Source organism: Kribbella sp. NPDC051586 (assembly GCF_044453965.1).
GTDB lineage: Bacteria > Actinomycetota > Actinomycetes > Propionibacteriales > Kribbellaceae > Kribbella.
The window spans coordinates 1,753,738-1,766,942 of record NZ_JBITDF010000002.1 but is presented as its reverse complement, the minus strand read 5'-3'; the positions used below and the strand labels follow the sequence as shown (position 1 = coordinate 1,766,942).

Sequence of the window (13,205 nt, the reverse complement as noted above, 5' to 3'; positions counted from 1 at the left end):
CCCCCATCAGCGACGAGGAGCAAGAGTGCCGTTCGACGCAACGTTCGAGTCCCTGTCCACGTTCGAGTGTCCGGACTGGTTCCGGGACGCGAAACTCGGCATCTGGTCGCACTGGGGACCGCAGTCCGTGCCGCGGTACGGCGACTGGTACGCGCGCCACATGTATCGGCAAGGCTCTGAGCAGTACCGGCACCACCTGCGGACGTACGGACACCCGTCGCAGTCCGGCTACAAGGACGTCGCCCGGCAATGGAAGGCGGAGCACTTCGATCCGGCCGGCCTGATGGACCGGTTCGTGGCGGCCGGTGCGCGGTACTTCGTGGCGCAGGCCGTCCATCACGACAACTTCTTCAACTACGAGTCGTCGGTGAACCCGTGGAACTCGGCGAAGGTCGGGCCGGGCAAGGACATCGTCGGCTTGTGGAAGGCCGCGGCCGACGAGCGGGGGCTGCCGTTCGGGATCACCGAGCATCTCGGCGCCGCGTTGACCTGGTTCGCCGTCAACAAGGGCAGCGACAAGCGCGGGCCGCTCGCCGGCGTGCCGTACGACGGGACCGATCCGGCGTACCGGGATCTCTACCTCGACAACGCGAAGTTCCTGCCGGCCGAAGACATCGTGGTGCAGGACCCGTGGTACGCCCAGGATCCTGCCTGGCACTCGTACTGGCTCGCCGCGGTCACCGAGATGATCGACCGGTACCAGCCGGATCTCCTGTACACCGACGGCCCTGTGCCGTTCGGCGAGGCCGAGTACACCCCCGGTCTGACCGCGATCGCCCATCTGTACAACACCAGTGCGGGGATCCACGGGACCAACCGCGCCGTGTACCAGCAGAAGGACCGCCGGCCCGAGGTGAGCGTGGTCGGCGTGATGGACATCGAGCGCAGTCAGACGCCGGGCATCCACACCTTGGCCTGGCAGACCGACACCTCCGTCGGCGACTGGTTCTACAACGTCCGCGACGTCTACAAGACCGGTGCGCACGTGATCGAGATGCTCGTCGACATCGTGTCGAAGAACGGCAACCTCTTGCTCAACGTGCCGCAACTGCCGGACGGGACGCTCGACCTCGAATGCACGCAACTTCTCGACGATCTGGGCGCCTGGATGCGAGTGTGCGGCGAAGCAATCCACGGCACGCGCCCGTTCCGGGTCTTCGGTGAAGGCCCGTCCAGTGTCGTCATCGACGGATTCACCGAGGACCGGGTGGGCTGGACCGGTTCCGACTTCCGCTTCACCCGCCGCGAGAACACCGTCTACGCGTTCCAGATGGCTTGGCCGGAGGACGGACGCGCACTGATTCGCAGCCTCGCGGATCACGAGACCGTGACCGGCGTCCGGCTCCTCGGCCACGGTCCGGTCCCGTTCGAACAGGCCCACGGGATCCTCGTCGTCCGCCTGCCCGACACTGCTCCGCTCGACGTCGCCAACTGCCTCGCCGTCGAGGTCGGCGCCTGACATGCTGCTGCACTGGCGCACGCCTGACCTCGCCCTGAGCTTCGTCGTCGACGACGGTCCCGTCCGGCTGGTCGCTGTCCGGGAGGCCTCCCAGCCGAGGGGTGGCGAGCCTGACCCGGGCCAGCCCTTGGTGGAGGTCACCGCTGTGGGGCACGGTCATTCGAGTAATCGTCACGCCGGCACCGTCCTAGGGCAGCGGTTGAGGTACGCCTGGCACGACGAGACCGGGACGACCCTGCGCATTGTCCAGGAGGAGCCGATCACGGGTCTCCGAGTCACCAGCGTCTTCGAGGCGCGGGCCGGCGTACGTGCCTGGACCGAAGCGTCGATCATCGGTCCGGGTTCTCTTGAGCTCACCAGCCTGTCGTCCTTGGTCGTCGGCCTCGCGTCGGTCGACGCCGAGCTGTACTCCGCCGCGAACAGCTGGATGGCGGAGAACCGTTGGTCCAAGCGCGTACTGCGGGACGTGTTGGCCGACATCGTCCACGATCCGCATCACCACGTCGCCAAGAGCCGGGACGCGGTGACGGGTATGAACTCGTGGTCCACGGGGGAGAGGCTGCCTGTCGGCGTTCTGGTCGATCGCAGTACGCCGTACGCCCTGGGCTGGCAGATCGAGCACAACGGCCCATGGCACTACGAGCTCGGTGAGACCCGGCACGGTGGCTACCTGCTGTTGAGCGGCCCGACCGACCTGGAGCACCAGTGGAGTGTCGAGGTCACTGCCGACAAGCCGTTCACGACGGTGCCCGTGTCGCTTGTCGTCGGGACCGGCCTCGACAGCGTGTTCGCCGCGCTCACACGTCAGCGCCGGGCGATCCGGACGCGGCGCCCGGCCGACGACCGGATGCCGGTCGTCTTCAACGACTACATGAACACCCTGCTGGGTGATCCGACGACCGAGAAGCTGCTGCCGCTGATCGACGCCGCGGCCGAGGTCGGCGCGGACTACTTCTGCATCGACGCCGGCTGGTACGCCGAAGGCAACTGGTGGAGCACAGTCGGCGCGTGGCAACCGTCGGCAACGCGGTTCCCGAACGGACTCGCCGAGGTGATCGACCGGATCCACCAACACCGAATGGTGCCCGGACTCTGGCTCGAACCCGAAGTCATCGGTGTCCGCTCACCGATCGCCGGCGAACTACCCGACGAGGCGTTCCTCACCCGCCACGGCCGACGAGTCGCCGAGAACGATCGCTACCTGCTCGACCTCCGCAATCCGGCCGCCCGCAAACACCTCGACACCACCGTCGACCGGCTGGTCGACGAGTTCGGCCTCGGCTTCTTCAAGTTCGACAACAACACCATGACCGGGCCTGGAACCGACAGGAACGGGACCTCCCTGGGGCAGGGCCTTCTGGAGCACAACCGCGCACTGCTGAGCTGGCTGGACGCCCTCCAGGAACGCCATCCGAACCTGCTGATCGAGAACTGCGCCTCCGGTGCCATGCGGATGGACTACGCCATGCTGTCCCGCCTCCACCTGCAGTCGACCTCTGACCAGGAGCACCCGATGCTCTACGCATCGATCACCGCGGCCGCACCAGCCGCCGTACTCCCTGAACAAGCCGGCCATTGGGCCTATCCCATCAGCGGAACCACTCACGAGGAATTCGTCTTCGCCCTCGTGAACGGCATCCCCGGCCGCCTCTACCTGTCCGGCCACCTCAACCGGATGACACCCGCCGAGCTCGACCTGATCCGCTCGGCGCTGTCCGCCCATCGGGAAATCCTCGAGGACCTGGACACGCTCGTCCCCGCCTGGCCCCTCGGCCTGCCGGCCTGGACCGACGAGTGGATCGCCCTCTCCCTGCGCGGCACCAAAGTCTCCTACCTGACCCTCTGGCACCGCGCGCACGGCCCGTCCACCGTCACCCTTCCGATCCCGCGGTCGAAGAAGATCGCGCCACACTTCCCGACCGACCTCGGCGCCTGGACCTACACCTGGAACGACGACGGTCTGGTCATCACCGCCAACACCCCCGAACCCGCCGCCCGCGTCCTCCGCCTGGAGTGACTCGCGGCGACAAGGATGAGTCAGCTCAGATGAAATCCAACCGAGTGCCACCCGACCACGTGGGCTACCTGTACGCGCATTTCAAGCGTGAATCAGCCGACGGTGAGCAGATCTACTTCGCCTTGAGCGACGGCAACGACCCGCTGCACTTCGATGACCTCAACGGCGGCAAGCCGGTTCTGTACTCCGTCCTGGGGGAGTGCGGTGTCCGTGACCCGCACATCGTCCGGTCACCGGCAGGCGACCGGTTCTGTCTGGTGGCAACCGACCTGCGTCTGTATGCCAGCCTCGACTGGGACCGGCACCAGCGCCGGGGCAGCCGCTCGATCATGGTCTGGGAGTCGGCAGATCTCGTGAACTGGGGTGAGGGGCGGCTGGTCGAGGTCGCACCGCCCGAGGCCGGCAACACGTGGGCTCCGGAGGCGGTATGGGACCCTGAGGAGGACGCCTATCTGGTCCATTGGTCCTCGACCCTGTACGACAACGCCGAACACGAGGGCGACAGCTACAACCGGATCATGTCCGCCTCCACCCGCGACTTCCGTGAGTTCTCCGCGCCGCGGGTGTGGATCGACCGAGGATGGCAGACGATCGACACCACGGTGATCCAGCACGAGGGCGTCTACTACCGCTTCCTGAAGGACGAACGCAGCCGCAGCGGCGACGCGCCACACGGCAAGTCGATCTACTCCGAGACCTCGACGTCGCTGTCGGCGGCCGACTGGAAGCCGCTGGCCGAAGGCATCGGCCTCGGAGCGGTTACGCAGGGCGAGGGCCCGTTGGTGTACAAGTCGAACACCGAGGACAAGTGGTACCTCTGGATCGATGAGTTCACGCCGGAACGCCGGTACGTCGCCTTCGAGACGACCGACCTCGCCGCCGGCGAGTGGATCCCCTCGAAGGACCACCGGCTGCCGCGAGATCCCTGTCACGGCGTCGTGCTGCCAGTGACCGCCGAAGAGTACAAGCGGCTCAGGGCTGCTTGGATGTGAGGTGCAGAGTCCTTCGAGAGGAAGATCCGGCAGATGAAGGTGCGTTTGGCATACGGGGAGTCCGGTCTGGTCGTCGAGGCGGACCCCGGGCGCACGACGGTGGTGGAACCGGTCCATCACGAGGCCGCCGCCGATCCGTGCGCGGTGCTGCGCCGCGCGCTGCGTGAGCCTGTGGCCGGACCGCCGTTGCGGGAGCGTGTTCGACCTGGCCAGACGGTGGCGATCTCGGCTTGCGACGGTACTCGGCCGCAGCCGCGGCACTTGATGATTCCGGCCGTCCTGTCCGAGCTCGACGGCGTGGTCGACCTGGCCGACGTGGTGGTACTGGTTGCCACCGGAACGCATCGCGGCAACAGCGACGCCGAACTTCGCCAGATGTTCGGGGACGAGGTCGTCGACTCTGTGCGGATCGTCAATCACGACGGACGCGATCAGGACCAGTTGGCCTGGATGGGAGTCCACGGCGACGGCGTGCCGGTCTGGTTGAACCGCCTGTGGGTCGACGCGGATGTCAGGATCACCACCGGCTTCGTCGAGCCGCACTTCTTCGCCGGCTTCTCGGGTGGACCGAAGCTGGTCGCGCCGGGTCTGGCGGGTCTCGACACTGTTCTGGTACTGCACGACGCGGCCCGGATCGGAAGTCCACGAGCCACGTGGGGAGTCACTCAGGCGAACCCGGTGCATGACGACGTCCGGGCGATCGCCGAGGCCACGGGTGTCACCTTCGCCTTGGATGTCGTGCTCAACCGTGACAAGGAGATCGTCGCGGCGTTCGGTGGTGATCTGCCGGCGATGCATGCCGCTGCCTGTACCGCGGCCAAGCGAATCGCCATGCAGCCGGTCGACGCGCCGTTCGACGTGGTGGTCACCACCAACTCGGGGTTTCCCCTCGATCAGAACCTCTATCAGTCCGTCAAGGGAATGTCGGCCGCACACCAGATCGTCCGCCCGGGTGGCACGATCATCTGCGCGGCGGAGTGCCGGGACGGCTTCCCCGATCACGGGTCCTACCGCTCGGTCCTGGTCTCGGCCGACTCGCCCCAGGCGCTTCTCGATCAGATCGGACGTAGCGCAGAAACCGCGCCCGACCAATGGCAGGTGCAGATCCAGGCCCGGATCCAGGCCACGAGCCGGGTCGTCATGCACACCGGCTTCCTCACCGACGACGAACTGCGGACGGCCCACCTGGAACAAACCGCCGACATCACCGCGACCATCGCCGAGTCCCTGTCAGCAGCGGGTCCGGACGCGCGCCTGTGCATCCTGCCCGAAGGCCCTCAGACGATCCCGTACATCGCCGGCCGCTGACCGTTTGCTCATCCGAAGCTGACGCGCTCCAGGTAGTAGTCCAGAAGGTCCTTGTCGCCGTCCACTTCGATCCTGTCGCGACGCTTGCAGAAGTGCAGCAGCAACTCGGTGACCGACCCTCGGACGACAACCGCTGCCGGCTCGTCGCTATGCCGCCAGCGGATGGCATCGCCGGTCAGGTCAACCACCCAGGACTGCTCCGGCGCCGCGAACTTCAGCGTCCGGCCGGGGCCGAGCAGCTCGCGCATCCAGGGATGCACCTCGAAGTGGAACGGGAGGGCGCCGAGCTCCATCCACTCGTCGATCCCGTCCGCGGCGACCTCGGGATCCAGCTCGTACGCCACCCCGAGAGCGAGGGCCGCGTCGGCGCGATGCATCACCGTCTCATACGCCATCCGCCGGGCGGTGAAACGCGTGGTCGGGTCGTCGCTGATCAGCGACTACGCTCGGACCTATCGCGTGCCAGTCGTACCACCTCGGTCCGAGGGGGCAGGCGATATCGGCCGGCGATTGCGCAGGTTGACGACCGTGGCTGCCACGGCGATTACGTCAAGGCAGACACCGATGAGAGCCGACCAGGCCATCGAGATTCCGACTCCCTGGCCAAGGGCGGCGAAGAAGACTGTGCCGACAACGGACACCCCTGCCGCTCCTGCGAACTGCTGAACCATGGTGATGGTTCCACCCGCCACGCCCGCCTTCGGCGGCGGCACGTCCTTCAGTGAGGCGCCGAGGATCGTCGGCATCACCAGGCCGTTCCCGACAGAGATGACGCCGGCGGCTACCACGATCAGCGCGACACTGGTGTGCGGACCTTGGATTGCGGTGAGACATGCCAAAGCTGTAAGGCCCGTCGTTGTCAGGATTCCTCCGGCCGCCACTGTGCCGCCTCGGAATCTGGCGATCAGGCGTGGCGCAACCAGCGCGCCGATGGAGAAGAGCACCCCGGCCGGCACGAAGGAAAGACCTGCCTGGAATGCAGACAGACCGAGGCCGTTCTGGAGCAGCAACGCGAGAGTGAACATGTAGCTGCCGAAATAGGCCATGAAGGTGAGGCTTGCGATGATGCCGATCCGGAACGACGGCGCTTGCCAGACAACCCTGTCCAGGAGGGGAAGACCGCCTCGTCGGGCATAGCGCTGCTGCCACCTGATCGTGAGTGCGAGAACGATGGGTCCCGACACCATCGAGACCCAGGTCCACGGCGGCCAGCCGGCCGAGCGCCCCAAGGTGAGTGGCACCAGAACGAGCCCGAGACCCATCGAGAGGCCTATGGCGCCGAAAGGATCGAGTTGGCCTCTCAGCGGGAGACGGGCGTACCCATGGGCGGGGAGCGCCCATGCTGCTGCAACGGCGCCGACGAGACCGATCGGGACATTGATCAGGAAGATCGCACGCCAGCCCAAGCCCCAGATGTCAGCGCTCACGATCAATCCCCCCAGGGCCTGGGCAACCACGGAGCCGGCCCCTGCCGCTGCGCCGTACCACGCCATCGCGCGGGATCGGCCGGCCGCGTCAGTGCCTCGGCCGATGACGCCGAACACCTGAGGCATCATCGCCGCCGCCGTTGCGCCCTGCACGAGCCGGGCCCAGATCAGAGTCCCCGGCGTGTCCGCGAGTCCGCAGGCGGCAGAGGCGGCTGCGAAGCAGGTCATTCCGAGCACGAACATCAACCGGTGCCCGAGCAGGTCACCGAGCCGACCGCCGAGGACCAGGCCCGATGCGTAGGAGAACGCGTAGCCACCCACCACCAGCTCGAGCTCTGCCGGTGTTGTCGCGAGCTCATGCTGGATCGAAGGCGCCGCGACGTTGACGACGAAGAAGTCGAACGCCGTGATGAACGTGGCAGTGAGCAGCACGGCCAACGTCGTGGCTCCGAGGCGGGACTGTCCCGCTTGCTGTTCATCGATCTGTACGGACACGAGTCATTATTCCTTTCTTAGATCTATCATATCCACTTTTTGGACACTTGGCAGCAGCTCGTCCAATCGGGTGACCTCTACCGCGCCGAGAGTTGGGCCAGCTTGGCTTTGTTCGCTCGCTTGACGCTGTTCGGGGTCGTCTTCACGAGGTCGGCGACGCTGGTCTCGCGAAGAGACGCCTGCCATGCCTGGTGGGCGCGCTGCACGAGGGTCGACATGCCGCACGGACGCCTACATGCCTCCGGCGGGAGTGCGCCCGTGCCCTGCTGCCGTATCTCGAGGCAGGCAAAGGGCGGGGATGAGCCTTCGATCGCCTCGACGATGTCCAGTAGGGTGATCGACTCGGCCGGGCGGCCGAGCCGGAACCCGCCACTCGGTCCAGGTGTGGCGGTCAGGACTCCCGCTCGTACCAACGCCTTGAGATGCTTGGCCAGGTACGGCTCCGGAAGTCCGTAGTGCTCGGCGAGGAAGCGCCGTGGCATTGCCGCACCGTCGGGCGTCTGCGCGATGAGTGCGGTGCTGTGCATCATCCATTCGACGCCTTGGGACATCTTCATGCCTGCCAGCATAAGTGCGAGGTTGTAGCCTCCTCGGCGATGGAGCGTACGATCGCGGCGGCCGGCAGGACCTGATGTACCAGACCAGCCGACTGCCCCGCGTACAGTGCCATCGCGGCGACGTCTCCGGCGAGGCCGGGAAGCGGTGGAGAATCCTCGTACCGCAGGCAGCGGCGATCCTTGCCGACGGCAATCACGTCTCCTTCGCCGGGTCGTCCGGGTGACGGTGGAGAACCAGCGGCTTCCCAGTCGCCGAGGGTCGAGTTGCGGAGCACTCGGTGCGGAGCGTCGGGCCAGCCCACGTCGAAGCACGAGGTATGGGCCGTGTCGTCGACAGTCGCGTCGATCACGCGCTGCCGGTACACGTCGTGGGTGGCTGCCTCGGCAGCGGCGAGGAACCGTGTGCCGATCCAGGCGGCCTGTGCCCCCAGCGCCTGGACCGCGGCGAGTCCGCGGCCATCGGCGATCCCCCCTGCGGCAACGACCGGCAGGGGACCCACCTCGTCCACGATGGCGGGCACGAGCGCCAGCGTGGACGTTGTGCCGCGGACGTGGCCGCCGGCCTCCCAGCCTTGGGCCACGATTACGTCGACCCCGGCCTCGGCGGCGCGTGCGGCCTCGGCGACGGAGCCGACGGTGTGTACGTGCACCGCCCCGCCGGCCCGAATCTCGTCATGCAGATCGCCAGGATCGCCCCAGAACGTCGAAATGACCGGGACACGCTCGCGTAGACACACCTCGAGGAGGTCATCCACCGGAAAGTCGAGCACGAGATTTGCGCCGAACGGCCGATTGGTCCGGGCCCGGACGGCTCGGACCAGCTCCGCCGAGCCTTCGACGCCACTCCAGGTGAGTGCGAGCATCCCGAGTCCACCCGCGCCCGATACCGCAGCCACCAGTTCGGGAGTTACCGCAGAACCGATCGGAGCTTGAATGATGGGCACGCTGATGCCCAGCTTGGCGCACAAGGCATTCGGTGGCGTGACTGCGGCCGTTGCCGCCGCTTCTGGCCAGAGCGCTCGCCCCGGCGTTAGGTCGACCATCGCGTGTCCTCTCTCCGATGTGCTTCGATTTTAGCAGCACCGGTCGTACCGGGCAGTGGCTGTCCTCGCAACTGTTCGACGAGCCACTAGCCTTGCGACGTCAGACATCGAGTCGTACGCGCGAGGGTGGGGTGTGCCGGTGGCCGCAGCATCTCGTCGGCCTGCCGAGCCAGGCGACGAGCGTGTTCCGCGTCCTGGTCGTCAGGTGCGCGGATCCGCGACCGGCCGCCCGTTGATGGCCGCCCTGGACCTGTTCGGTCGCAGGTGGACTCTGCGCATCGTGTGGGAGTTGCGACTCCGCGAGTTGCTGGCCACCGGGATCGTGCGACTCCAAGAGGACCGACGGTACGAGTTGACGGAGCTCGGAGCCGACGTCTACCGCGCGTTGCGGCCGCTGATCCGCTGGTCCGAACGATGGGCGGACGAGCAATCCGGTTCAGCCGTCGATGGCTAGGTGACGCACCCGTCGCTGCCTCATGCCACCCGGGCCAAGGCGCGCGGTCGGAGCAGGGTGGCGTCTCTCCGTGCTCAGGAGTCGAGAGATCGCGAGTTGGCGGGTAGATGTGCGGCCCACGGCTCGTCGTTCAGCAGAAGGCCGTTGGCCACCTGGCTGATGGTGCGGTACCAGCCCGCGAGGACCAGCAGCTCCAACAGTTGCGCGTCGTCGTAGTACTGCCGCAGAGCAGACCATGCCTTGTCCGAGATGCCGGCCGTGTCGTGCAACTCGTCGACGGCATCCAGCAGCGCGCCGAGGCGCGGACTCCAATCGGCTGCTTCGGCTGCTCGGTCCTTCGTTGTCGCCAGGAGTTGCTCCTCCGTCAGCCCGAGGCTCTGCCAGAAGGCGGTCACGTGCACGCCCCACTCGTAGCTGCATTCGGCGCGGGCGGTCGCCCGGGCGATAACCACTTCGCGATCGATGTCAGGCAGCAGGCCATGTCCGAGAAGCCCCGCACCGAGGACGAACATCCGTGATGCGAGCTCGGGGTTGCGGTGCAGGGTGCGGAACAACGACAGAGGCTCGTGGTCCACCCCGGGAGGCATCCAGCGCTTCAGGGCGCGTTCCACCTCGGGGGCATACGGCTCAGTCAGGGGTTCGATACGAGACATCGTGCGCACGCCGCCGTCCACATCGAGGGTTGGTCCGACGATCCTCGCACTTCGATAATAGAAGCACAAGGCTTCGATAATAGAAGCGATCGATTCACCCCTGGCCGGATTCTGCGGGTGGCAGTACGACGGTTCCGGCTCGGTTCCGTCCGACAGCAGCACCCGGGGCAGGTGGCGGCGGCGGAGCTCGTCGTCGTACGCGGTCCGGCGAGCGCGGCGGTCAGCCGCCAGGAGGGGTGGGCGCGATATGGGCGCGTCGAGGCAGCGGCTGACCGTGTCTTCATCCTCCGCGGATCCAGGCCCGCTCACAAGGCGCGTTGGTCTGCCGACGATTCGACGGATTGATTTGCTCGCCGGGGGATCTCGGGGGCGACTTTGGGTTCAGACTGAAGGCACCGACAGCGCTTGCCGGTTCGGACCGGAAGGGGCTGATCGTGAGCATCCCACCCCGCGACGTACACCTGATCGAGGTGATGACCGAGGTCGCGGCCGCGCTTGTGCTGCCGATCGACCTGGACGAGACACTGGTCGTCATCACCACCAGCGTCGCCGAGACGATCTCCGGGATCGACTACGCCAGCATCTCGGTGACCACCCATGGCGGCCAGATCGAGACCCTCGCACCTACGGACGCGCTGGCGGTCCAGGCTGACGAATTGCAGTACGAGCTGGGCGAAGGCCCCTGTCTGCAGGCGGCCCTGTCCGATCCGGTGGTCGAGGTCGACGATGTGGCCACGGATGTGCGCTGGCCGGCGTACGGCGAGAAGGCCGCTGCCCTCGGGATCGGGTCGCAGATGGCGTTCCAGTTCCGCGCCGACACGCATGCCCGAGGCGCACTGAACCTCTACGCCACGCAGCCGCACGCCATCGATGATGAAGGCCGCCAATTGAGTGCCATGTTCGCGGCCTTGGTCGCGGTTGCGATGGGCTGGGCCCGCCACGACCAGACTCTGGGCAACGCGCTGGCCAGCCGCACCACAATCGGCCAGGCGATCGGCATCCTGATGGAACGCTACCGACTCGACCCGGACCGCGCGTTCGGATTCCTGGTCCGCACGTCCCAGACCGGCAACATCAAACTTCGCGAGGTCGCCGACCGGATCGTCGACGACGCGATCCGCACTGCTCACAAGCCGTAAGGTGAGCATCACACTCTGGAGCCGCAGGGGTACCGGCGTTGGCACATTCCGCAAGGACCTGGTCCGGCGATCCGGACCGTCCCGATCCGCTGGTCGGGGGTGGGTGCATTCGGGCCTGGGATCTGCGAGGGTGGAAGGACCCGCTTCGGTGCCTGGGCCGGTGTGGCGAGGCTGTCGGCTGGGTTCGGGGTTGAGGTAGATGGATCAGGTGGATCGGACCACGCTGCTGGCGCGGTTGGCGAGGCAGATCGCTGAGTACGGTCCGGATCAGTCGCTGGAGACTCGTCTGTGTCGCGCGTTCCTGGCGATCGTGGGCGGGGACGGGGCGGCGATCACTTTGTCTTATACCGAGCCGAGCCGGGTCACTTTGTGCGCGACCGACGATGTGGCGGCGCGGCTGGAAGACCTGCAGGAGGTCCTGGGCGAGGGGCCGGGCCCCACTGCCTACGAGACGCAGACCGCGATCGCGACCGATCTGCGCGTGGATCGTGGCCGGTGGCCGTTGTTCACCGATGCTGCCCGTGAGGTGCCTGGGGTACGTACGGTGTACGCCGTACCGATGCGTCCCGGTCAGCACACGATCGGTGTGCTGACGGTTCATCAGGACGTCGGTGATCTGCCGGACGGTGGCCGGGCGCAGTTTCTGGCCGATGCGATCGGTGCTGCTTTGATGAAGGATCCGCCGCCGCCGATCGGGTCCGATCTCGACCCCGGGCCGTGGCCGACGCGGGCGCGGATCCACCAGGCCACGGGGATGGTGCTGACCCAGTTGCGGATCAGTCCTGCCGACGCGATGGCGTTGATGCGGGCCCATGCCTTTTCCCACAGCATCACGTTGGCCGACGTCGCCGAGCAGATCACCAGCCGGCGGCTGCGATTCTCCGATGACGCCGAGCATGACGCCGAAAGCGAGAGTTCATGACTGCCACCACTGCTTCCCAGGCGTTCGTCGATGCCGCGGCGGCCATCGTTCAGCAGGACGATGTCGCCGATATCTTGGTTCGTCTTCTGAACGACTGCGCCGGGCTGACCGGCGCGGGGGCGATCGGGCTGCTGGTGAAGGACGGGCACGGTCGGCTGGAGATCTTGAGTGCGACCTCGCATCAGGCCGTCGAGCTGGAGCTGTACGAACTCCAGCACGACGCCGGTCCGTGTGTTGACGCGGCACGCGACGGGAGCCAGTTCTCGGTGCGCTCGCCCGGTGAGGTGGCCGCCCGTTGGGGGGAGGTCGGTGAAGCGATCGTCGCTGCCGGATTTCACGCCGTCCACGCGGTTCCGCTGCGCTGGCACGGCCAACTCATCGGTGCGATGAACACCTTCCACGCCACCGCGGAAACAGCCGACGACGAAAGCCTGCAGCTGACACAGGCCTTCGCCGACATCGCAACGGTCGTCATCGTCCAGCCGGTTGTCGTTACCAGCAACGAGCTCGACGAGCGCGTCCGCACCGTGCTGGAAGGACGGACCGTCGTCGAGCAGGCCAAGGGCGTCCTGGCCGAAACCTCGGGCGTCGACGTGGCTGCCGCGTACCAGCTCCTGGTCCAGCGCGCCACCCAGAACGGTTCCACCCTGACCGAAGCGGCGACGGCGATCATTCTCGAAGCACAGCGCCGCACCTGAGCCTCCAGCCGCCCGTACAGCGTTCAAGGAGCGGCGGTCGC

The 13,205-nt window shown here is 67.0% G+C and carries 13 protein-coding genes; 8 read left to right on the top strand and 5 right to left on the bottom strand.

Annotation, left to right across the window (positions count from 1 at the left end; all coding sequences use genetic code 11):
* Window positions 1–25: 25 nt before the first annotated feature.
* Genes ACIA58_RS18765 through larA form a run of 4 tightly spaced genes read left to right on the top strand, consistent with a single transcriptional unit; the run spans window position 26 to window position 5,776 of the window.
* Entirely contained in the window at window positions 26–1,459 is a 1,434-nt protein-coding gene (locus ACIA58_RS18765) for an alpha-L-fucosidase (RefSeq protein ID WP_396404930.1), read from the top strand.
* A gap of 1 nt (window position 1,460) precedes the next feature.
* Window positions 1,461–3,476, top strand: coding sequence for a glycoside hydrolase family 36 protein (locus ACIA58_RS18760; RefSeq protein WP_396404929.1), 2,016 nt, complete (start codon window positions 1,461–1,463; stop codon window positions 3,474–3,476).
* A gap of 29 nt (window positions 3,477–3,505) precedes the next feature.
* The gene (locus tag ACIA58_RS18755) at window positions 3,506–4,468 is read left to right on the top strand and encodes a glycoside hydrolase family 43 protein (protein ID WP_396404928.1); all 963 of its coding nucleotides are present in this window, start codon (window positions 3,506–3,508) and stop codon (window positions 4,466–4,468) included.
* Between the two features lie 33 nt (window positions 4,469–4,501).
* Window positions 4,502–5,776: a nickel-dependent lactate racemase gene (gene larA, locus ACIA58_RS18750; RefSeq protein ID WP_396404927.1), complete on the top strand. Its 1,275-nt coding sequence runs from the start codon at window positions 4,502–4,504 to the stop codon at window positions 5,774–5,776.
* Between the two features lie 8 nt (window positions 5,777–5,784).
* Here larA and ACIA58_RS18745 read toward each other — a convergent pair whose 3' ends face one another.
* The 4 genes from ACIA58_RS18745 to ACIA58_RS18730 all read right to left on the bottom strand — a co-directional run bounded on the left by ACIA58_RS18745 (window position 5,785) and on the right by ACIA58_RS18730 (window position 9,298).
* Window positions 5,785–6,171 (bottom strand): hypothetical protein, encoded by a 387-nt coding sequence (locus tag ACIA58_RS18745; RefSeq protein ID WP_396404926.1) that lies wholly within the window; start codon window positions 6,169–6,171, stop codon window positions 5,785–5,787.
* A gap of 57 nt (window positions 6,172–6,228) precedes the next feature.
* Window positions 6,229–7,698 (bottom strand): MFS transporter, encoded by a 1,470-nt coding sequence (locus ACIA58_RS18740; protein WP_396404925.1) that lies wholly within the window; start codon window positions 7,696–7,698, stop codon window positions 6,229–6,231.
* A 77-nt stretch (window positions 7,699–7,775) separates the two neighbouring features.
* Window positions 7,776–8,255 carry an RrF2 family transcriptional regulator gene (locus ACIA58_RS18735; RefSeq protein WP_396404924.1) on the bottom strand — a complete coding sequence of 160 codons (480 nt, stop codon included), beginning with the start codon at window positions 8,253–8,255 and terminating at the stop codon, window positions 7,776–7,778.
* Entirely contained in the window at window positions 8,252–9,298 is a 1,047-nt protein-coding gene (locus ACIA58_RS18730) for an NAD(P)H-dependent flavin oxidoreductase (RefSeq protein WP_396404923.1), read from the bottom strand. The genes ACIA58_RS18735 and ACIA58_RS18730 overlap by 4 nt, the downstream gene beginning before the upstream one ends.
* A gap of 205 nt (window positions 9,299–9,503) precedes the next feature.
* On the opposite strand from ACIA58_RS18730, the gene ACIA58_RS18725 reads away from it, so the two are divergent.
* A complete protein-coding gene (locus ACIA58_RS18725) occupies window positions 9,504–9,752 on the top strand; it encodes a winged helix-turn-helix transcriptional regulator (protein WP_396404922.1) in 249 nt (82 codons plus the stop codon).
* 74 nt (window positions 9,753–9,826) lie between these two features.
* Here ACIA58_RS18725 and ACIA58_RS18720 read toward each other — a convergent pair whose 3' ends face one another.
* Window positions 9,827–10,567 carry a carboxymuconolactone decarboxylase family protein gene (locus ACIA58_RS18720; RefSeq protein WP_396404921.1) on the bottom strand — a complete coding sequence of 247 codons (741 nt, stop codon included), beginning with the start codon at window positions 10,565–10,567 and terminating at the stop codon, window positions 9,827–9,829.
* 272 nt (window positions 10,568–10,839) lie between these two features.
* Between ACIA58_RS18720 and ACIA58_RS18715 the strand changes: the two genes are divergently transcribed.
* The 3 genes from ACIA58_RS18715 to ACIA58_RS18705 all read left to right on the top strand — a co-directional run bounded on the left by ACIA58_RS18715 (window position 10,840) and on the right by ACIA58_RS18705 (window position 13,164).
* The gene (locus tag ACIA58_RS18715; protein ID WP_396404920.1) at window positions 10,840–11,544 is read left to right on the top strand and encodes a GAF and ANTAR domain-containing protein; all 705 of its coding nucleotides are present in this window, start codon (window positions 10,840–10,842) and stop codon (window positions 11,542–11,544) included.
* A 199-nt stretch (window positions 11,545–11,743) separates the two neighbouring features.
* Window positions 11,744–12,466, top strand: a complete 723-nt coding sequence (locus tag ACIA58_RS18710) for an ANTAR domain-containing protein (RefSeq protein ID WP_396404919.1) — start codon at window positions 11,744–11,746, stop codon at window positions 12,464–12,466.
* Entirely contained in the window at window positions 12,463–13,164 is a 702-nt protein-coding gene (locus ACIA58_RS18705) for a GAF and ANTAR domain-containing protein (protein WP_396404918.1), read from the top strand. Before ACIA58_RS18710 ends, ACIA58_RS18705 begins: the two co-directional genes overlap by 4 nt.
* Window positions 13,165–13,205 lie beyond the last annotated feature (41 nt).

Coding starts and splice junctions, on each gene's coding strand:
- ACIA58_RS18760 (WP_396404929.1), top strand. CDS start 1,461: ATGCTGCTGCACTGGCGCACGCCTGACCTCGCCCTGAGCTTCGTCGTC.
- ACIA58_RS18755 (WP_396404928.1), top strand. CDS start 3,506: ATGAAATCCAACCGAGTGCCACCCGACCACGTGGGCTACCTGTACGCG.
- larA (WP_396404927.1), top strand. CDS start 4,502: ATGAAGGTGCGTTTGGCATACGGGGAGTCCGGTCTGGTCGTCGAGGCG.
- ACIA58_RS18745 (WP_396404926.1), bottom strand. CDS start 6,171: ATGGCGTATGAGACGGTGATGCATCGCGCCGACGCGGCCCTCGCTCTC.
- ACIA58_RS18735 (WP_396404924.1), bottom strand. CDS start 8,255: ATGAAGATGTCCCAAGGCGTCGAATGGATGATGCACAGCACCGCACTC.
- ACIA58_RS18730 (WP_396404923.1), bottom strand. CDS start 9,298: ATGGTCGACCTAACGCCGGGGCGAGCGCTCTGGCCAGAAGCGGCGGCA.
- ACIA58_RS18710 (WP_396404919.1), top strand. CDS start 11,744: ATGGATCAGGTGGATCGGACCACGCTGCTGGCGCGGTTGGCGAGGCAG.
- ACIA58_RS18705 (WP_396404918.1), top strand. CDS start 12,463: ATGACTGCCACCACTGCTTCCCAGGCGTTCGTCGATGCCGCGGCGGCC.